15 protein-coding genes and 1 pseudogene are annotated in these 18,799 nt (G+C 71.1%); 12 read left to right on the forward strand and 4 right to left on the reverse strand.

The window, feature by feature from the left end:
* Window positions 1-94: 94 nt before the first annotated feature.
* The 3 genes from WME89_RS20785 to WME89_RS20795 all read left to right on the forward strand — a co-directional run bounded on the left by WME89_RS20785 (window position 95) and on the right by WME89_RS20795 (window position 3,655).
* Complete coding sequence (locus WME89_RS20785) at window positions 95-1,189, forward strand: hypothetical protein (RefSeq protein WP_438010864.1); 1,095 nt, start codon at window positions 95-97, stop codon at window positions 1,187-1,189.
* A 200-nt stretch (window positions 1,190-1,389) separates the two neighbouring features.
* Window positions 1,390-2,325: an SMP-30/gluconolactonase/LRE family protein gene (locus WME89_RS20790; protein ID WP_438010865.1), complete on the forward strand. Its 936-nt coding sequence runs from the start codon at window positions 1,390-1,392 to the stop codon at window positions 2,323-2,325.
* Between the two features lie 322 nt (window positions 2,326-2,647).
* Window positions 2,648-3,655 (forward strand): helix-turn-helix transcriptional regulator, encoded by a 1,008-nt coding sequence (locus tag WME89_RS20795; RefSeq protein ID WP_438010866.1) that lies wholly within the window; start codon window positions 2,648-2,650, stop codon window positions 3,653-3,655.
* A gap of 108 nt (window positions 3,656-3,763) precedes the next feature.
* Here the strand turns inward: WME89_RS20795 and WME89_RS20800 are convergent, their stop codons facing one another.
* Window positions 3,764-4,372 (reverse strand): acyl-CoA-like ligand-binding transcription factor, encoded by a 609-nt coding sequence (locus WME89_RS20800; RefSeq protein WP_438010867.1) that lies wholly within the window; start codon window positions 4,370-4,372, stop codon window positions 3,764-3,766.
* 344 nt (window positions 4,373-4,716) lie between these two features.
* Here WME89_RS20800 and WME89_RS20805 point away from each other — a divergent pair, with 344 nt between their 5' ends.
* From WME89_RS20805 to WME89_RS20825, 5 genes are all read left to right on the forward strand, one after another.
* Window positions 4,717-5,565 carry an SDR family NAD(P)-dependent oxidoreductase gene (locus tag WME89_RS20805; protein ID WP_438010868.1) on the forward strand — a complete coding sequence of 283 codons (849 nt, stop codon included), beginning with the start codon at window positions 4,717-4,719 and terminating at the stop codon, window positions 5,563-5,565.
* A 170-nt stretch (window positions 5,566-5,735) separates the two neighbouring features.
* Window positions 5,736-5,903, forward strand: coding sequence for a hypothetical protein (locus WME89_RS20810; RefSeq protein ID WP_438010869.1), 168 nt, complete (start codon window positions 5,736-5,738; stop codon window positions 5,901-5,903).
* A gap of 280 nt (window positions 5,904-6,183) precedes the next feature.
* Window positions 6,184-7,500 carry an RICIN domain-containing protein gene (locus WME89_RS20815; RefSeq protein ID WP_438010870.1) on the forward strand — a complete coding sequence of 439 codons (1,317 nt, stop codon included), beginning with the start codon at window positions 6,184-6,186 and terminating at the stop codon, window positions 7,498-7,500.
* Between the two features lie 34 nt (window positions 7,501-7,534).
* Complete coding sequence (gene smpB / locus WME89_RS20820; RefSeq protein ID WP_438010871.1) at window positions 7,535-8,023, forward strand: SsrA-binding protein SmpB; 489 nt, start codon at window positions 7,535-7,537, stop codon at window positions 8,021-8,023.
* A 90-nt stretch (window positions 8,024-8,113) separates the two neighbouring features.
* Entirely contained in the window at window positions 8,114-9,589 is a 1,476-nt protein-coding gene (locus tag WME89_RS20825; RefSeq protein WP_438010872.1) for a pyridoxal phosphate-dependent decarboxylase family protein, read from the forward strand.
* Here WME89_RS20825 and WME89_RS20830 read toward each other — a convergent pair.
* A complete protein-coding gene (locus tag WME89_RS20830) occupies window positions 9,567-11,015 on the reverse strand; it encodes a glucose/sorbosone family PQQ-dependent dehydrogenase (protein ID WP_438010873.1) in 1,449 nt (482 codons plus the stop codon). The two genes, WME89_RS20825 and WME89_RS20830, sit on opposite strands and share 23 nt — an antisense overlap.
* A 1,009-nt stretch (window positions 11,016-12,024) precedes the next feature.
* On the reverse strand, window positions 12,025-13,086 hold the full coding sequence (locus tag WME89_RS20835; RefSeq protein WP_438010874.1) for an MBL fold metallo-hydrolase: 1,062 nt from the start codon (window positions 13,084-13,086) through the stop codon (window positions 12,025-12,027).
* A gap of 82 nt (window positions 13,087-13,168) precedes the next feature.
* On the opposite strand from WME89_RS20835, the gene WME89_RS20840 reads away from it, so the two are divergent.
* Window positions 13,169-14,104: a LysR family transcriptional regulator gene (locus tag WME89_RS20840; RefSeq protein WP_438010875.1), complete on the forward strand. Its 936-nt coding sequence runs from the start codon at window positions 13,169-13,171 to the stop codon at window positions 14,102-14,104.
* A gap of 167 nt (window positions 14,105-14,271) precedes the next feature.
* Here the strand turns inward: WME89_RS20840 and WME89_RS20845 are convergent, their stop codons facing one another.
* Window positions 14,272-15,288: a zinc-dependent alcohol dehydrogenase family protein gene (locus WME89_RS20845; protein ID WP_438010876.1), complete on the reverse strand. Its 1,017-nt coding sequence runs from the start codon at window positions 15,286-15,288 to the stop codon at window positions 14,272-14,274.
* A 74-nt stretch (window positions 15,289-15,362) separates the two neighbouring features.
* Between WME89_RS20845 and WME89_RS20850 the strand changes: the two genes are divergently transcribed.
* From WME89_RS20850 to WME89_RS20860, 3 genes and pseudogenes are all read left to right on the forward strand, one after another.
* Entirely contained in the window at window positions 15,363-16,232 is an 870-nt protein-coding gene (locus WME89_RS20850) for a LysR family transcriptional regulator (protein ID WP_438010877.1), read from the forward strand.
* A gap of 57 nt (window positions 16,233-16,289) precedes the next feature.
* Complete coding sequence (locus WME89_RS20855; RefSeq protein WP_438010878.1) at window positions 16,290-18,269, forward strand: serine hydrolase domain-containing protein; 1,980 nt, start codon at window positions 16,290-16,292, stop codon at window positions 18,267-18,269.
* Window positions 18,270-18,512: 243 nt separating this feature from the next.
* Window positions 18,513-18,725: pseudogene (locus WME89_RS20860) on the forward strand (GxxExxY protein); the annotation flags it as partial.
* Window positions 18,726-18,799: the final 74 nt, after the last annotated feature.

The following is an 18,799-nucleotide window of genomic DNA, read 5'->3' on the forward strand; positions in this document are numbered from 1 at the left end:
TCTGATCGCGCTCCGCGCACCGCGCGCCGCGCGCGATCGGAGCGGAAGGCGTTGCGCCCGGTGCTAAGGTGCCGCGCCCTGCGGAGCCCAGCCCATGCCCCGGATCCTCGACAGCCTGCCCGCCCTCTACAGGGGCCTCCTCCCCGCCTTCTTCGAGCGGGAGATCCCGACCGAGACCAAGGCCACCTGCGCCTCATGCGCGATGTGCGAGACCTCGTGCCAGGGCGCCGTCGCGCCCGTGGACGGCAGGAGCCGCCTCTTCCGGCCCGACACCAAGTGCTGCACCTTTCACCCGCGGCTGCCCAACTACCTGGTCGGCGCGCTGCTGTCGGACGACGACCCGAGCATGGCGGAGGGGCGGCGGCGCGTCGAGGCGAAGATCGCCGCCCGGATCGGCGCGACGCCACAGTGGTTGAAGGCGCCGGCGAAGTTCGATCTGCTGTACACGAGCTCGCGGCGCGCGTTCGGCCGCTCTGCCACGCTGCGCTGCCCCTTTTACGATGTGGGGCCGGGGAGCTGCACCATCTGGCGTTACCGCGAGGCGGTCTGCTCGACGTTCTTTTGCAAATACGTCGCCGGCGCGGACGGGCGGAAGCTGTGGATGTCGATCAAGACGTTCCTCTCCCTCGTGGAGATCCAGCTGTCGCGTCATGCGCTCTTCCGGCTGCACCCCGAGTACATTCACCACAACCGGAGCCGCGGAGAGGCCGAGTCGAGCCCGCTCACCGTGGACCAGCTCGACGAGGAGGCGCCGCCCGAGGCCGAGTACAGGGCCATGTGGCGCGAGTGGACCGGGCGCGAGGCGGAGTATTACCGCGCCTGCTTCGACGAGGTCCGGAAGCTCTCGGCGGCGGACCTGGAGCGGTTCCTCGGGCTGGACGGGACGCTGGAGGAGGCGATCCTGGACCGGCTTTACGGCGCGGCCGTGTCGCCGGAGCTGCCCGAGGTCCTGCGCTTCAACCCGGAGGCGACGGTGCAATGGCTCCCGGACGGCAGCGTCGCGCTCGGGGCCTACAGCGAGTACGACGCCATCGGCCTGCCGGGAGAGGCGTATGCGCTGCTCGTGGAGTTCACCGGGGAGGAGCCGGTGAGCGGGGTGCGGCGCAGGCTGAGGGAGCAGAAGCAGGCGGACCTCGACGAGGAGGTGCTGCTCGTGCTGCACCGGCACCGGGTGCTCGTCTCGAGCTGAGCCGCCGCGCGCGGGGCGTGGCGGCGCGGGGGCGGGGGGGCGCGGGGGCGCGGGGGCGGGGCGCGCGCGTGGGCGGGGCGCGCGTGAGCGTTTCGGGCGCGCCGATGAGCGCCGCGGGCGCGCGCGGCGCGGCGGGCGGGCGCACGGTAGGCGCACGGTCCGGCGCGTCGCCGGGCCCGCTCAACCGAGAGGGATCGCCCATGAACTCGCACCCGAAGCTCGCCGCCGCGCTCCTCGTCTGCTGCTCCGCCGTCCTCCAGGCGTGCGCCGAGGACGTGGCCCCGGCCGCGCCCGCGGCCCCGGCCGCGCCCGAGCGCCGCCGCGTCGGCGGCTTCTCGACCCCGGAGTCCGTGCTCCACGACGAGGAGCGCGACGTGTACCTCGTCTCGAACATCGTCGGCTCGCCGGTCGACAAGGACGACAGCGGGTTCATCTCGCGCGTGTCGCCCGACGGCGAGGTCCTCGACCTGAAGTGGATCGACGGCGCCTCCGAGGGCGTCACCCTGAGCGCCCCCAAGGGCATGGCGATCGCGGGCGGCAAGCTCTACGTGGCCGACATCGACGCGATCCGCGTCTTCGACGCGGGCGACGGCGCGCCGATCGCGAGCATCGAGGTGCCAGGCGCCAGCCTGCTCAACGACATCGCGGCCCTGCCCGACGGGTCGCTCGTCGTCTCGGACACCGGCGTGACCATCGCCGACGGCGCGATCGAGCCGACGGGCACCGACGCGCTCGTCGCGATCGACCCGGGCGGGGAGATCTCGCGGCTCGTGGCCGACCCGGCGCTGCCGCACCCGAACGGCGTGGCGCGCGCGGACGGCGAGATCTGGGTGGCTTACCTCGGCGCCGCGCGGGTCGACGCGCGCGGCGCCTCGGGGGAGCAGCGGCGCGAGCTCTCCCTGCCGGCGGGCTCGCTGGACGGCATCGTGCGCCTCGACGACGGCCGGCTCCTCGTGTCGAGCTGGGACGCGAGCGCCATCTTCGAGGTCGACCCCCGCGGGGACGGGGCGCCGCGCGTCTCCACCCTCGCCGCGGATCTCCCGAGCCCCGCCGACCTGGGCTGGGACCGCGCGAGGGGCCGCCTGCTCGTCCCGCTCTTCAACGACGGCGAGGTCGTCCTGCTCGACATGAAATGAGCCGCTAGCACCAGACGCACCCGCGGTGCCTCTTCACCAGAGGCTTCCATCGTCAACCCGGAAAGCCCGAGAATAGAAGACAAACCACAGAGGCACAGAGGCACAGAGGCACAGAGAAGAAGAGGAGAAATAGTTCTCTTCTTTCTCTCTCCTCTGTGCCCTCTGTGCCTCTGTGGTTCAAATTTTCTCTTCGAAGACTTGGTCCGCACGCTGACGGTATCGTCGTGCGAAGGGGCACAGCCGGAAGAGTGTTCTGATAAAGAAAGATCGTCTGGAAGCGTTTGGTGCCAGTCGAGGGCGCCGCCCTTCCTGACCAGGAGTGATGATGAAGACCCAGCTCACCCGATTGCTCGAGCCCGCCGACCAGGCCCAGGCCTGGGGCGCGCTCCGGGAAGCCATCTCCCGGCTGGAGCGCGCGTCGTCGACCGGCGGCGCCGGCCTCGCCCGATGGATCAACGTCTTCTCCCGCGCGCGCGAGCGGGTGTCGATCCAGCGGCTCTCCCGGCCGCTCGTGGTGCTCATCCTCGACGGCACGAAGCGGCTCTTCCTCGACGGACCGGAGGGCAACACGCGCCTCGTCGCCCGCGAGGGGCAGATCCTGCTCGTGCCGCAGGGCATCCCCCTCGAGCTCGTGAACGAGCCGGATCCGGAGCGCGGCGTCTACCGCTCCTTCTCCGTCGAGCTGCTGAGCGAGGTCGACGAGCGGCTCCAGCGCCGCTACCCCACGCTCTGCGTCCAGCGCGGGCTCGGCGGCTTCGAGGCGGATCGGCCGCACCTCCTGCGCTCCGCGATGCCGTCGATCCAGGCGCTGATCCACCTCGTGAACACGCTCCTCCTGCCGGGCGCGCACGCGCTGCTCATCGAGCACCGGCTGGAGGACGTCATCCTCACCTTGCTCCTGCAGCACCGGGAGCAGCTCGAGGCGGCGCGCGCCGCCTCCTCGACGCTGGCGCTCGATCCGACGCTCGCGGTCCGGACGCTGGTGCGCCGCGATCCGGCGCGCTCCTGGGCGGCCCCGGACGTGGCGCGCGCGCTCGGGGTGAGCGACGCGACGCTGCGGCGCCGGCTCGGCGCGAAGGGCGTCTCGTTCCGGGTCCTCCTGTGGAAGGAGCGGCTCGACCTCGCGAAGACGCTCCTGCGCTCGGGGCGCCACGGGGTGCTCGAGGTGGCGACCGCCTGCGGTTACGACTCGGCGTCGCGCTTCGCCGAGCAGTTCCGGCGGTCCGAGGGGATCAGCCCCTCGGAGTACCGCGCGCGGCACCGGGCGGGCGCGGACGACGGCTGCTTCAGCGACCCGCCCGGGCCGCCGGCCGCCGCCGAGGTGCCGTGATGGATCTGCCCGGAGACCCGACCCCGTAGCTCCTCGAGTCGTCCGCTTCTCGAGCCGCGCGGCGGACCGCCTCTCGAGCCGCGCGGCGGACCGCCAGGTCTCGCCCTGTCACGGGCGCTCGTGATCGCGCGCCAGCGCCCGGAAGCCCTCGTCCACGAGCTCGAGCAGATCGCCCGTCGCCCCGCGGGCGATCCACGCCTCGATCGAGCACTTCATGATGGCGATCGCGCAGCTCGCCAGCACCTGCGGCGCGAGGTCGCGGCGCGGATCCAGGCTCATCCGCGCGGCCAGCGGCTCGCGGATGGCCTCCGCGCAGTGGTCGAGCCGCTCGCCCTGCCGCGCGCGGACCGCCGGCGTCCTCGCGACGAGCTGCTGGACCGCGACGAACCGCGGCTGGTCCCCCTCGTGGAGGCGGCCGAGCGTGTCCCGGATCGCGTTGCGCAGCGCGACGAGCGGCGGCTCGCTCGGAGGGCGCGCGCGGACCGCCTCGCGCGCCACCTCGATGAGCTGGTCCATCCAGGCGATGAGGAGGTCCTCCTTCGACTCGAAGTAGCGGAAGAACGTCCTCCGCGAGATCTCGACCGCCCCGAGCACCTGATCGAGCGTCGTCTGCTCGTAGCCATCCTTCAGGAACAGGTCGATCGCTGCCTCGATGATCTGGGCGCGCGTGCGCTCCTTCTTGCGCTCCCGGAGCCCCGGCGCCTGACCCTCCGTCATGCCGCCACGCTACCACGCGCGGGATCCATGTGCCTCTCCTTGACAAATGCTACTCAGTGGCACATTCTTCACCTGTCGCGGCTCCCCGCCTGTCGCGAGCGATCTCGGGCGAGGGAGCGCGCCGTCTCAGGGTCGGAGTCCATCCAGCGCTGCCTCCCGGGGCGCGGCGGGGGCCTCGGCGCGGTCGTCGCGCGCGGGCCGTCGCGCGCTGGCGCGGCGCCGGAGGCCCGCTCTGCGGCGGATCCAGGTGTTTGCGCGCGCGCCGATCGGCTTGGGCGATCGGCGCGCGCCCACTGTCGTTCTCCCCGGCGCAAGCGCGGGGAGGCGGCCTCAAAGGATCCACGATGAAGACCATGGAACACGACAAGGTCGCGCTCATCACGGGCGCGAGCCACGGTATCGGCCTCGAGCTCACCCGCCGCCTGCTGTCGGAGGGCTTTCAGGTCGTCGCGCTGAACCGCTCGGCGTTCTCCGAAGAAGACCCGCTGATCCGGGGGAGCCTCGAGCGCCGGAGGCTCCGTGTCCACAGGGCGGATCTCTCCGACTTCGAGAGCCTCAGGCGCGCGCTCGGCGCGATCAAGGCGAGCGAGGAGAAGATCGACGTGCTCTTCAACAACGCTGGCGGCAGCGTCCCGGAGCTGACCTTCTCCAGGCAAGGCCGCGAGCTGCACTTCGAGCTCCAGACGGTGGTGCCGTATGTCATCGCGATGGAGCTCAGGGAGCTGCTGCGGAGCGGGGCCTTGAAGACGGTGGTGAACACCTCCTCCAATGCGTTCGACATGACGAAGCGCTTCGACCCCGACGCCCTGGAGCGTCCGGCGTCGTTCAAGCAGCTCTTCGGCCCGTACGCGACCTCCAAGCTCGCGCTCTCCCTCTGGACGCGCGAGGTGGCGCCGCTGCTCGAGGGGGAGGGGATCAAGATCCGGAGCGTGGATCCGGGGGCCAACAACACGCTGAGGAAGGGGAAGCGGTCGGGGCTGCCGCTCTTCGTGAAGGCGCTGATGCGGTTCTTCTTCCCGCCGCCGACCCAGGGCGCTGCGCGGCTGTACGAGGCGGCCTTCGGCGCGAGCCGGGAGCTCTCGGGCGTCTACCTGCGGAAGGACCGCGCGAGGGACCTCCCGTTCCGGGAGCACGGCCCGAGGGTGCTCGAGAAGGTGCGATCCATCCACGAGCGGGAGTTCGCCGCGCTCTGACGCCCTCGCTCCGGGTCGTGAAATGTGGTCCCATAACTTCCTTTCGCCGCTCCACAGACGACCAGCTCCTTGATGAGCGGTTCGCCGGCCAGCGCGCCCTCCGGTCTTCATCGCGTACCCGCGCCGTTCCTGCCGGGCCCATTTCCCTGCGGATTCGCGCGAGAACGAGCGTGGAATCTGTAAATTTCGAGCTGCTGGATGCGATGCTTTGCGGGGTGGCGGCGAAGGTATTTGGTGTCGAGGTTGTAAGCAAAGTGAGAGTCAAGCGTCGATTTGTGATTGCCAGTCAATGCGTGGCTGGCTACAAACATGGGACTGTCGCGATCGTCCGGATCTGACAATTCTTGTCATTGTATTGCGTGTTTGTAATACGTCCGGGCTCGTCTGTGGCTCCGGGGAGTGACCCGAGGTTGGCCCTGCTGGCGAGCGTCGAGCGCCGCCGCGCGCAGGTAGCTCGGCACGAGCTTCGACGATGGTTCGAATCGACGCGATAGGGCGCATCGCCTCGTCGCTGGCCTGGAGAAGCTTATGACAATGATCCGAGGAATTGGATGCGGTTCTATTTTTCTGCTGCTGGGAGCGTGCGGGGGCGCAGGTGAGGAGGCATTTCCCGACAATGTGCAGAACGATAGCAACCCGGTTGTCGTGTCGAGCGTCTCGGATGGCACGTATGTGATCAAGTCGGTCCAGAGCGGCAAGTGCCTCGACATCACCGGCGGCAGGGCGCAGGTGCGGTCCTGCAACGGGACGGATACGCAGAGGTTCCGGGTCTCCAGCGTCGGGGGCGACCTCTTCAAGATAGCGAACGTCGGCAGCGGGAAGGTCCTCGAGGTCACGGAGGGGCGCCTCGACGCAGGCGCCCCGCTCGGCCAAGGGGACTACGTCGAGGGAGAGCATCAGCGGTTCACCTTCGTGAACCGGGGCGGCAACGACATCAGCGTCCAGGCGGCGCACACCGGCATGGCCCTGGATATCTACCGGGGAAGCACGGCGGACGGGGCGGCGGTCATCCAGAGGTCATGGCGCGGCGGCGCCAACCAGCGATGGACCTTCGACAAGGTGGACGGCGGTACCACCGACCCGACCCCGCCGACTCCGGGCGGGGACGAGATCCTCGTTCCGGCGTCGGGCGCGTGGCTCGGGCAGTATTACGGTGACGGGAGCATCGCCCAGACGAGCGCCAGGCTCGGGCGGACGCTGAAGCTGCACCTGACGTACTACGATTTCACCCACAACTGGGTGGGCAGCGAGACGAAGGCCGATCTCAACGCAGGCCGCATCCCGTTCGTCAACTGGGAGGTCTTCGATACAGGCCTCGACGAGATCATCGACGGCTCCCACGACGCGATGCTGGCGCAGCGGGCGCGCGACGCGAAGGCGCTTGGCAAGAAGCTCTTCGTGGACTTCGGCGCCGAGATGAACGGCGAATGGTCGCCGTGGGGTGGGGCGCAGAACGGGAGGAGCCCCGACAAGTACATCGCGGCCTACCGGCACGTGCATGACGCGCTCCGGTCCGCGGACAACATCGTGTGGGTCTGGTGCCCGAACGTGACGGATGAGCCAGCTCAGTCGTGGAACCGGGCGATGGGCTACTACCCGGGCGATGACTACGTGGACTGGACGTGCGTCGACGGGTACAACTGGGGCTCCGCCGGCGGCTGGCAGAGCTTTCGCGAGGTGTTCGAGGACATCTACCCGAAGCTCGCGGCGAAGGGCAAGCCGATCATGATCGGCGAGATGGCCTCTGCCCAGTCGGGCGGCAACAAGGCGCAGTGGATCGACGACATCATTCCGACGCTGCGCTCCGACTACCCGCTGATCAAGGGCGTCATCTGGTTCGACGTCAACAAGGAGACGGACTGGCGCATCCGCTCGTCGAGCGAGTCGCTGGCCGCCTTCGTGCGCATGGCCAACGATCCGTACTTCAACCCGTGATGGTGGGCGCCCGGGCGTGCTACGATCCCCCCTCGTGCCGAAGGAAAAGGCCAGGCCGGGCGAGACGCTCATCGCGCGCAACAAGCGCGCGGGCTTCGATTACGACCTCGGCGACCGGTTCGAGGCGGGGATCGTCCTCAAGGGGAGCGAGGTGAAGATGCTCCGCGCCGGCAAGGCCGACCTGACCGACTCGTTCTGCACTGTCGTTCGAGGCGAGGTGTTCTTGCAAGGAGTGAGCATCGCCGCGCTGGCCGACGCCGCCTTCGGCCACCTGCCGAAGGGCGCGCGCAAGCTCCTCCTCCACCGGCGCGAGATCGAGCGCATCGACCTCTCGATCTCCCGGGAGGGGATGACCGCCGTCGCTACCCGGCTCTACTTCAAGAGCGGCCTGGCCAAGGTCGAGATCGCGCTGGCGAGGGGGAAGAAGATCTACGACAAGCGCGAGGCCATCAAGGAGCAAGACGCCGAGCGCGAGAGGCGCGCCGTGGTGGTGCACGGACAGCGACAGTACGGACGCGCGTGACGCAGGGCGCGCGCGGCGGCGCGTACCCCACGCTCGGACGAGATCGACGCGGCGCCACCCGGAGCGCGCGATGAAGTAGGATGGCGCGCGTTGGCCCGCCCGAAGCGCCCGCAACCAGGCCCGCACCCGCTCGAGCTGCCGGGCGACGTCATGCGCGAGATGGTCGAGCTCGCGATGGACCGCATCGTGCAGCACATCGAGAGCCTGCCGGAGCAGCCGATGCACGCCACGCGGGGGGGCAAGCGGCTCGCGCGCTCGCTCCGTGAGCCGCTGCCGGAGCGCGGCGTTCCCTACGAGAAGCTCCTCCGGAGGCTCTTCGGCAAGCTCATCCCGATGAGCCTGAACACCGCGTCGCCCGGCTACATGGGGTATATCCCGGGCGGCGGGCTCTTTCACGCGGCGGTGGCCGACCTGATCGCCGACGCGGTGAACAGGTATGTCGGGGTCTTCCAGGCCGCCCCGCTGCTCGTGCAGACCGAGGCGAACGTGATCGCCTGGTTCTGCGCCATGCTCGGCCTGCCCGAGGGCTCCGGGGGGATCCTCACGACGGGCGGCTCGCTCGCGAACCTCGTCGCGGTGATCACCGCGCGCCGCGATCGCCTCCCGCCGGACTTCCTGCGAGGGACCCTCTATGCCTCGGAGGAAGCGCACCACTCGGTGAAGAAGGCCGCGCTCCTCGCCGGCTTTCCGCCGGAGGCCGTGCGCGAGATCCCGGTGGACGGGCGCTTTCGCATGCGGCCCGACGCGGCGGCGGAGGCGGTGGCGCGCGACAGGGCGCGCGGCCTCTCGCCCTTCCTGCTCGTCGCCTCCGCGGGCACGACGGGCACCGGCGCGGTCGACGATCTGCCCGCCCTCGCCGACCTCGCCGCGGCGGAGCGCCTCTGGCTGCACGTCGACGCGGCCTACGGCGGCTTCTTCGCGCTCACCGAGAGGGGGCGCGCGGCGCTGCGGGGCATAGAGCGCGCCGATTCGGTGACGCTGGACCCGCACAAGAGCCTCTTCTTGCCGTACGGGACGGGCTGCCTCGCGGTGCGCGATCGCGAGGCGCTGCGGCGCGCGCACGCGCTCTCCGCGTCGTACATGCCGCCGATGCAGGCCGAGGACGACCTCGTGGACTTCTGCGAGATCAGCCCCGAGCTGTCGCGCGACGCGCGCGGGCTGCGGGTGTGGCTGCCGCTGAAGATGCACGGGGCCTCCGTCTTCCGCGCCGAGCTCGACGAGAAGCTCACGCTCGCGCGCGGCGCGGCCGACGCGCTCCGGCGGATGGCCCATATCGAGCTGGTGGCGGAGCCCGAGCTGTCGCTCCTCGCGTTCAGGGCGCGCCCGCCCGGCGTCGATGAAGGGCCGCCGCTCGACGCGCTGAATCGGCGCCTCCTGGCGCGGGTGAACGCGAAGCAGCGGGTGCTGCTCACGGGGGTGATGGCCGGGGGGCGGTTCCTGCTGCGGATGTGCATCCTGAGCTTCAGGACGCACGCGGACCGGGTGGACGCGGCGCTCGCCGACGTCGCGTCGAGCCTCGCGGAGGTGCTGGAAGAGCGCCGGGTCAGTTCGTTCCCGTGTACGTGAACTCCAGGATCGCTCCCGGGTTGCTCAGGGCCGTCGTGCTCCCGCCTGTCGGTCCGCTCGTGTTTCCCGAGCTGTCGGTGATCACATAGATTGTCCGGCCGTCCGGGCTCAGCGCGAGGTCCCGGTAGCGGTTGGTGGTCTGGACGTGGACGACGGCCTCGCCGGCCACGGGCTCCCCGGCCGCGTCCAGCTTCACCCGGTACACCGCGCCCTTCTTGAGCGTGGTCATCAGCAGCGAGTCCTCCCACCCGGGGATGCCGGGCTCAGCGGCGTAATGGTGGAGCGACGAGGGCGCGATCGTCGGCCAGCAGATGTAATCGTTGCCAGCGCAAGCCGGATCGTGGAAGTTGTAGTCGTTCTCGACGGTGTAGAAGGTGAGGAGCGGCTCCGTGAAGTCGGGGTGGCTCCAGGCGCTCTCCTGCTGCTGGGGGACCGAGGAGGGGGGCGTGTCGTTGGTCCAGGGGAGCGACGCGCAGCTGCTCGAGGCCGACCAGTTGTTGTACGTGTAAGCCTTATCGTCCTGATAGCCGGCGACGTGCGGCCAGCCATAGTTCTTGCCGGGCTGGATGAGGTTCAGCTCGTCGTCGCTCTTCGGCCCGTGCTCGTTCGCATAGAGCGCGCTGCCGCGGAACGTGAGGCCCTGCGCGTTGCGATGGCCGTACGAGTAGACATGGCTGCGGGTGCCGGCGATCTGCGGGTTGTCGTCCGGGATCGAGCCGTCGAGGTTCAAGCGCAGGACCTTGCCGGTGTACTTCGACCAGTCCTGCGCCGCGACCTCGGTCGCCGTCGGCAGGTCCTGCGAGCCGACCGGGTAGCACTTCCTGTTGAACTGGTTGTTCCCCTGATCCCCGACTGTGTAATAGAGCTTCAGATCGGGGCCGATCAGGAGCCGGGCGGAGTTGTGATCGTCGCTCCCGGGCAGGCCCGTGATGAGGTCGACAGGGCTCCCCAGCGTCCCGGCCGTCGGGTTGTACGTGTAGCGGCGGATCTTCGTCTTGCGGTTCACCGCTGAGCCTGGATCGGCGTCATAGGTGTAGGACACGTACACGTGATCGTTGCCCGTGCCCTGGAGCAGACCCGGGTGCAGGGCGAGGCCCAGCACCCCGTCCTGCCCCCCCGACTGATACGCTTCCGTGATCGTGACCGCGGTCGTCCTCTGGCCGTCCGACGGTCTCACACGCACGACCCGCTTCCCCACGCGCTCGGTCAACCAAAGAAAGCCGTCTGGCCCCCAGACGATCCGCATCGGAAACGACAGCCCTCGCACGATCTCGCGCGAAGCAAAGGTGGCTTCCTCTTCAGCGGATTCAGCGAGCCCCGCACCCTCGGCGGTGGGCTCGCCGGCGGCGAAGGCATGGTCGTGAGCTCCGGCCAGACCGTCCAGAGGCCCCTCGGGGCCGCACCCGACGAGACTCCACGAAGCCATGGAGAGCAAACCGAACTGAGCCAGGAAAACAGCCGAGTGATGTGAGGCAAATGTGGACATACGACTACCTCGCTGGTTATTTCAGATGACGGAGCTGAACAGGTCCCACCGTTCCAGGGCCCGGTGGACGTGCTGAGCGAGCTTCCGGCGTGATACCGCGGATCGCAGGGCGGCCGTTGACTCGTGCCCTGGTAAGGCAGTGGTCTTTACTAAAAGCAGCGATTGTCAAGCCGAAGTTGCATTGCAGTGTGAAGGGCCCGGCGCGCACACGAGCAGGTCAGGTAATTGACCAATGGCAGGTCAGGTGATCCAGGTAGGCGGCAGAGCGCGCCGTGACCGCCGGCCGCGCTGCGAAATCGCTGCGCGCCGCGGCCTCCGCCCTCCGCATGAGGCCGCCACGTGGGCGCCGGCGCCCTCGCGCTTGGTCGAGGAACCGCGCGCGGCGTCCTGCTGCGATGGCGGACATGACGGTTACCTGGTGGATGTCGGCAGGCGGAGACCGCTCCGACAAAACCGGATCCGATCACGATCGCTCGATGTTGTGCCCTGGATCGCGCCGCCACCCAGGATGGATCCTGGGGACCGCGGCGCCCTGCCGCCATCGGGCGATGCCGCGATCCAGGCATGGCGCTCGCCGGGGCGAAGCACGAGAGTCGGGAGCAAGACAAATAGCCGGCCTCCTCGCGAAGCGACGCGGCGATGACCGCGCGATGGCTCGACGCGGCCTCCGGCAGAGGCTACCGCGCGCCCAGGAGCGCGCGCTTCGGGCTCGCCACGCCGGCCTCGCCGTCCCGGCGCAGGCAGCCGTCCCGGTCGGCGCGGGCCGTGGGCCTCGGCGGTATGCAAGAGCTTCATCCGTGCGCTCCACGGGCATCCAATAGCCTGCCCGCACCAACGACGATTTGCTCGCGCCGGAGGGCCGAAGAGGAGCTCTTCCTCGAAGAGGTGCAGGGAGAACACCACGACGTGGAGGCCGAGGAGGCTCCAGGCGCCGCGCGCCTCGACGCCGTCACGGCGCGGGGTAGATATCGCAGATCAAATGGGGCGCGTCGTGCCCGTAGACGACGCGCAGATTCGGGTGGGTGCGGACGAGCTCGCGCAGGCGATCCAGGCTTCGCTGTCCCGCCGCTTCGTCGCGCTCCGAGGGACCGCGCGGGCCGATGCCGTGCTCGAAGGCCCAGGCGTAATGCGACGCATCGCCGACGAGCAGTACCGGGCCGGACTCGGCGTTGACCACGAACGAGATGTGACCGCGCGAGTGGCCGGGCGTCGGGAGAGCCCAGAGCGCGCCGTCGCCCCACACGTCGATGGCCACGTCGAACGGCGGCATGGGGACGCCGCGCGCGAACGGGAGCTCCGACAGCGTCGCTCCCTCGGCAAAGTGCCCGTAGCCCAGGCGCCCCGCGAGATCGTCGGCCTCGTGCGCGCCGGTCACGATCTCCACGTCGCGCGGCAGCTCGACGAGGCCGGCGGTGTGATCGCCATGAACGTGCGTGAGGTAGACCTGACGCGGGCGCGAGCCGAGGCGCGCGAGCTGAGCACCGATCGAGCGCCCCGCCGGGAGCGTGAACCGCGTGCCCATCGCCCGGTGCAGCCAGCTCGCTGGCGGGCGGATGTTGCCGAACGGATCCCGCTCGAACGCGGCGGAGAGACCGGCGTCGATCAGCGCGTCGCCGCGCGCGGGGTGGCGGATGAGATGTGCGTAGATCGGCAGCGGATCGTGCTCGCGGGCTCGATCGAAGTCGACGTGGTCGCCACGGAGCAGCATCGAGCGCGCGCCGCTGACCTCGCCCGTCTCCAGGGTGCACAGTCGCACCCGCTGGCCGCGCGCGAACACGTCCTCCCACGAGGAGGTGCGCTGCGGGGGCAGGGCGAGCTCCACCCGCGGGAGCTTCGAGGGGCTGCCAAGGCCGGCCCAGATCACGAACGCCGCCCCGAGCGCGACGACCGCGCCGAGCCCGACGCCGAGCCGGCGAAGCCACGCGCGGGTGGCCGTGGAGGTCCAGCGATGCAGGGGGGGCGGCCCGGGCGGCGTCAGTGAAGGAGCTTCGTCGAGAGGAACATCACGCATGCCTCGGTTCTACGGCGCGGGATCGCATACGAACAATGCATAGGGGTGATGCCTGATATGTCAAAAATGATATGAGCCGGCGATGCGGATCGAGGACGTCGACTTCAACGGGCTGCGCGCGCTTTACCACCTGCTCGAGACGCGGAGCGTGACTCAGGCGGCGCGGCGCCTCGGCACGACGCAGCCGAACATGAGCCGCTCGCTGGCGCGGCTCCGCGAGGTCTTCGGCGATCCCTTGTTCGTGTCCACCGGTCGTGCCCTCGAGCCGACGCCCATGGCGCTCGCGCTCCAGCCCGACGTGGAGCGCGCGCTGTCGGCGTTGCGCGCGGTGTTCGATCCCATGGTCCGCCAGAAGCGCGAGGACGAGCCGCTCGCGCTGCGCGTGGCGACGTCCGATTATGGCACCTTGGTCGTGCTGAGGCCGTGGCTCGTGCAGCAGCTCGAGGCGCGACCGATGACGACGCTGCGCATCGTGCAGTCCTCGCTGGAGGCTATCGGCGCTCTCGAGCGCGGGGAGGTCGATCTGGCGCTCGTTCCGCGGGTGGAGCTCGACGGGCTGGAGCAGTTCGTGTTTCGCCCCATCGTCGACGACGAGTACGTGATCGTGACGCGACGTGGGCACCCGCTCGCGCGCGGGCGCGCGACGATCGAGCGGTATCTGGCGTGCGGGCACGTGGTCGTGGGCAACTCGGTGCCGGGGTTCTCGTCGGTGCAGCGGGCGCTCGTGCGGCTTGATCGAGCGCGGGACGTGCGGGCGCGCGTGCCGTCGCTGCTGCTCGCCCTCTCGTTGGCGGCGGACACCGATCTCGTTGCTACCCTGCCTGCGCGCATTGTCCGCGCCTCGGGGCTCCCGCTCACGACCCGACCGATCCCGTTCGAGGTCGAGCCGTTCACGCTCCACGCCGTATTTCACCCGCGCATGACGACCGACCCGCGCCATCGTCGCATCCGGGAGAGCCTGTTCTCCAGGCCCGCCGCGAGAGGCCGCTCCAGAATCTCGAGGCGGCCCAGCGGCTGACGCAGGAGGTACTCGCGAGGACGGGAGGGCGAGGCGCGAGGGCGGGGCCGCACGGCGCCCACGATACGACGGGCGGAGGCGCTTGCGGCAAGCTTGCCGGCGCTCCTCGGCCTGGGCCACGGACCATGACGGTTCGCCGCCGCAGCTCGTCCTCGAGTGACGAGCTGCTAGTCGGCGCCGAACCGCAGGACGATCTTGCCGACGTGCCGCCGCTCGCGCATCCGCGCCACGGCGGCGCGCACCTCGGTCCACGGCATCACCTGATCGACCGGCGGTCTGAGGCTCCCCGACGCGAGCGCCCGCACGAGGCCCTCCAGATCTTCGCAGCTGCCGGCGGACGCCGCGCGCAGGGTGACGACCCGCCGCATGGCGAGCGTCAGGTCGAACGAGGCCTCGCGGGTGTCCAGGAACCCGACGAGGTGCACGGTGCCCCCGGTGCGGCACGCGGCGATCGAGCGGTCGAGCCCGCGGCCGCCGGCGACGTCGATCACGCGATCGGCGCCGCGGCCGCCGGTGAGCTCGAGGACGCGCTGGTCCCAGGCCGGGTGCTCGTCGAGCGCGATCACCTCGTCGGCGCCGAGGTCGCGCGCGCGGCCGACCTTCTCGCGCGTGCGCGTCGTGGCGATCACCCGCGCGCCGGCCTGCTTCGCGAGCAGGATGGCGAAGGAGGCGACGCCGCCGGTCCCCTGGACGGCGACCGACTGCCCCGGCGCGAGGCGCTCTTCGACGAACAGCGCGCGGTAGGCGGTGACGCCGGCGATGGGGAGGGTCGCCGCCTCCTCGTCGCTCAGGCCCGCGGGCACCCGGACGGCAGCGTCGGCGCGGGCGCGCACGAGCTCGGCGAGCACGCCGTCGTCCGGCCCGCCGAGCCGGCGGGCGACGCGCTCGTCGGTAGGGCCCCCCGCGACCCAGCCGGTCACGTAGGAGAGGACCACGCGGTCGCCGGGGGCGACCCGCGCGACGCCCGCGCCGGCGGCCACGACCTCGCCGGCGCCGTCGGAGAGGGGGATGAAGGGGCGCCGGAAGGGCGCGTAGGTGCCGTCGATCAGGAGGAGATCGCGGTTGTTGAGGGAGGCGGCGCGCATGCGCACGACGACCTCCCCGGGCCCGGGCACCGGGTCCGGGAGCTCGACCAGGGTGAGCGCCTCGGGGCCGTGCCCATCGATCAGGTGAATCGCTCTCATGCGCCGGAGCATGGGCCCGGGAGGGGGCTGCGTCATCGCACGTTCCTGCAGCACGAACGTGCGATGATGCACGGATGCCGAGCTGGGACGACGTGCGCACCCTCCTGTTCGTGGCGCGCGGGGGCAGCCACGCGGCCGCGGCGCGCTCGATGCGCGTCGCGGCGACGACGATCGGGCGCCGCGTCGCGGCGCTGGAGCAGGAGCTCGGCGCGCGGCTCGTGCGCGGGCGCCGCGGCGCGCTCGCGCTCACCGAGGCGGGCAAGGCGCTCGTCGCGCGCGCCGAGCGCGCGGAGGCGGAGCTCGTCGCGGCCGAGCGCGAGGTGCGCGGCGTCGACGCGCAGCTCGAGGGGTCGGTCCGCCTGAGCGCGCCGGACGGGCTCGCCACGTACGTGCTCGTCCCGCGCCTCGGCGCGCTGCGCGCGGCCCACCCGGGGCTGCGGCTGGTGCTGGCCAGCGACAACCGCGTCGTCGACCTCGCGCGCCGCGAGGCGGACGTCGCGTTCCGCGTGGCGCGGCCCAGGGAGGGCTCGCTCGTGGCGCGCAGGCTGGGCGCGATGCCCTACGGGATCTTCGCTTCGGAGGCGTACCTCGAGCGCGCGGGCCGGCCGCGCGGGAGCGCAGATCTCGCGGCGCACACCTGGGTCGGCTTCGAGGCGTCGCTCGCGGGCACGCCGGAGATGCGCTGGCTCCTGCGCCGGGTGCCGGCCGAGCGCTTCGCCGTCACGACCACCGGCACCACGGCGCTGGTCGCCTCGTGCGCCGCGGGGCTCGGCCTCGCGCTGATGCCGATCGCGTTCCAGGGCTTCGAGCCGCGCGTCGTGCGCGTGCTCCCGCGCCTGGCGCTGCCCGCGCGCGACGTGTGGGGCGTCTGCCACGCGGACATGCGCGGCAACGCGCGCGTGAAGGCGGTGCTCGCGTGGGGCGCCGAGGCGCTCCGGGGGTGATGGGGTGGGGTCACAGCTGCCCGCCGGTGAACCGGTGATAGCCTCGGCGCCCCGCCCATGCGCCGCGCCGCCCTGCTGCCGCTCCTGCTCTCCCTCAGCCACTGCGCCGCGGGCGCGAGCCCGCCCGCCGCGCCGAGGGCGGCGTCGCCGCGGCCGGCCCTCGCTCCCGCGGCACCCGCCGCGCCGCCGGCCGCCCCGCCAGCCGCGCTGACGGACGCGCCCCTCCTCGTCGCGGAGGAGCCGCCGTCGTGGAGCGACGACCCCGGGCGCAAGGCGAAGCTCCAGGCCGTCATCCCGCAGATCGAGGCCCACCTCGCCGCCGAGCTCGCGCGGCAGAAGGTGCCGGGGCTCTCGTTCGGCGTCGTCATCGGCGGCGAGCTCGCGTATTCCCGGGGATTCGGCGCCAGCGACCCGGCGACAGGGGCGGTCCCGGACGCCGATACGGTCTACCGCGTCGGCTCGATCACGAAGACGCTCACCGCCACGGCGATCCTGCGGCTGCGGGACGAGGGCAAGCTCTCGCTCGACGACCCCGCGGCGCGCTACCTCCCGGAGCTCGCGAAGGTGGTCTATCCGACCGCCGACTCGCCGCGGATCACGATCCGCCACCTGCTCACCCACTCCTCGGGGCTGCCGCGGCTCGGGAGATTCCATTACACGGACGCGACACGCGAGGTCACCGCCGCCGAGGTCCGCGCGGCGGTGCCGGGCACGGTGCTCGAGTACGTTCCCGGGACGAAGGACGTCTATTCGAACTTCGGGTTCTCGCTCCTCGGGCTCGTCGTCGAGCGCGCCTCCGGGCGCCGCTACCGCGATTACGTGAGCGAGACGATCCTCGCGCCGCTCGGCATGTCGTCCTCGGTATGGGACGACAGCGCCGTCCCGCCTGGCCGCATGGCGACAGGCCACGTCAAGAAGGACGGCAAGCTGAAGCCGGAGTCCCACTGGCGGCTCGGCGCGTCGGAGGCGGCCGGCGGGCTCTACTCCTCGGTGCGCGACATGGCACGTTATGCCTCGTTCCAGCTCTCGGCCTACCCGCCGCGCAGCGGCGAGGAGACAGGCCCCCTCCGGCGGAGCTCGATCCGGGAGGCCCACACGGCGGCGCGGCCGGCGCGCCTCTCGGTCGAGCCGGCGAGCGACGAAGGGCGCCATGCGGTCGACGCGCGGGCGAGCGCGATCGGGCTCGCCTGGCAAGTCCACGAGAGCTGCGAGGACGAGGAGGTCGTCCGGCACAGCGGGGCTGCAGACGGATACTCCGCGTGGGTGGAGCTCTATCCGCGGGCCGGCGTGGGGCTCGTGCTGCTGGCGAGCTACAGCGAGACCGACAGGGAGGCGCTGCTCGGCAAGGTGCGCGCGGCGCTCCGGCAGGCCGGCGTCACCGCGCCCCGGAGGGAGCGGCCGAGCCCTCGCCTGGAGTCGGCCTTCCAGGCGTCCGTCGCCCTCTACGAGCGCTTCGATCCGGCGCGCTACGAGGAGCTCTTCGCCAGGAGCTTCCTCGATCGGGTGTCGCCAGCCGCCTTCGAGGAGATCGTCCAGCGCCTGCGGAAGGACCACGGCGCCTGCAAGCCCGGCGCGGCGCTCTCCTCGAAGGGGCCGCGCGCGGCGAATTTCGCGATGGCCTGCGAGCGGGGGCGCATGGTGGCGAAGCTCACCCTCGACACCGAGACTTCCAGGATCAACACGCTTCGCTTCAGCGCCGTCGCGCCCCCCACCGAGGCGATGAAGCGCGCGGCGGAGCAGGTGGTGGCGCTCGCGACTGGCCAGCGGCGGACGCCGCTCCAGCAGGTGTTCTCGCGGGCCGCCGACGCGGGCGCCGTCCAGCAAGAGCTCCAGGACCTGCGAGAGCGACACGGGCGTTGCAGGCTCGGCGGCTCGGTCGACGCGGATGGAGAGCAGGAGCACGCCTTCCGGCTCGCGTGCGAGCGCGGCGGGAACATGGTGATGAGGCTCGAGCTGGACTCTGGCGAGCCCGGCCGTGTCCGCGAGCTCGAGCTCGAGACGGCGCCGCAGGCGGGCAGGTGCCCGCGGAAGCCCTGAGGAGGGGAGCCGCGCGCGGGCGATCGTCCTGCCGGTCTGCAGCGGCTTGCTCGGCGGGAGACAGAGAAAGAGAGAGTACACGGGGAGGCGGGGAGGCGAGAGAAGAAAGAGTCGAGGCGAGAGATGGGGACCATCGTTCGCGGTCGCTCGGGGCCGGCTGCCTCCATGTCGCTCATTCGCAGGGCGGGTGCCGGGGACGTCGATTCCGTGCAACTGGGTCTGGTCCCGCGTCGACATACGGGTATGAACACAGAGCTGGCGATAGGGAGATTGTGGGATCTGTCCGAGCGAGTCCCCGGAGCGTGCATCGAGGTGCATCGCCACCTCGGTCCCGGGCTTCTGGAGTCCGCCTACGAACAATGCTTGTGCCATGAACTGTCGCTTACCGGTTTGAGCTTCGCCAGACAACGGCCGCTGCCGGTGACTTACAAGGGAGTCATGCTCGACTGCGGGTATCTCCGGCACCGCCAGCCGCCCCGCATCGACGCAACCCGAAACAGCCGGCGCTGCGACTGCTGGTTCGAACGACT

The organism is Sorangium sp. So ce321 (assembly GCF_051530195.1).
Classification (GTDB): domain Bacteria; phylum Myxococcota_A; class Polyangia; order Polyangiales; family Polyangiaceae; genus Sorangium.

Coding starts and splice junctions, on each gene's coding strand:
- WME89_RS20835 (WP_438010874.1), bottom strand. CDS start 13,086: ATGCGTGATGTTCCTCTCGACGAAGCTCCTTCACTGACGCCGCCCGGG.
- WME89_RS20845 (WP_438010876.1), bottom strand. CDS start 15,288: ATGAGAGCGATTCACCTGATCGATGGGCACGGCCCCGAGGCGCTCACC.
- WME89_RS20830 (WP_438010873.1), bottom strand. CDS start 11,015: ATGGCTTCGTGGAGTCTCGTCGGGTGCGGCCCCGAGGGGCCTCTGGAC.
- WME89_RS20850 (WP_438010877.1), top strand. CDS start 15,363: ATGCCGAGCTGGGACGACGTGCGCACCCTCCTGTTCGTGGCGCGCGGG.
- WME89_RS20805 (WP_438010868.1), top strand. CDS start 4,717: ATGAAGACCATGGAACACGACAAGGTCGCGCTCATCACGGGCGCGAGC.
- WME89_RS20855 (WP_438010878.1), top strand. CDS start 16,290: ATGCGCCGCGCCGCCCTGCTGCCGCTCCTGCTCTCCCTCAGCCACTGC.
- WME89_RS20785 (WP_438010864.1), top strand. CDS start 95: ATGCCCCGGATCCTCGACAGCCTGCCCGCCCTCTACAGGGGCCTCCTC.
- WME89_RS20800 (WP_438010867.1), bottom strand. CDS start 4,372: ATGACGGAGGGTCAGGCGCCGGGGCTCCGGGAGCGCAAGAAGGAGCGC.
- WME89_RS20790 (WP_438010865.1), top strand. CDS start 1,390: ATGAACTCGCACCCGAAGCTCGCCGCCGCGCTCCTCGTCTGCTGCTCC.
- WME89_RS20840 (WP_438010875.1), top strand. CDS start 13,169: ATGCGGATCGAGGACGTCGACTTCAACGGGCTGCGCGCGCTTTACCAC.
- WME89_RS20795 (WP_438010866.1), top strand. CDS start 2,648: ATGATGAAGACCCAGCTCACCCGATTGCTCGAGCCCGCCGACCAGGCC.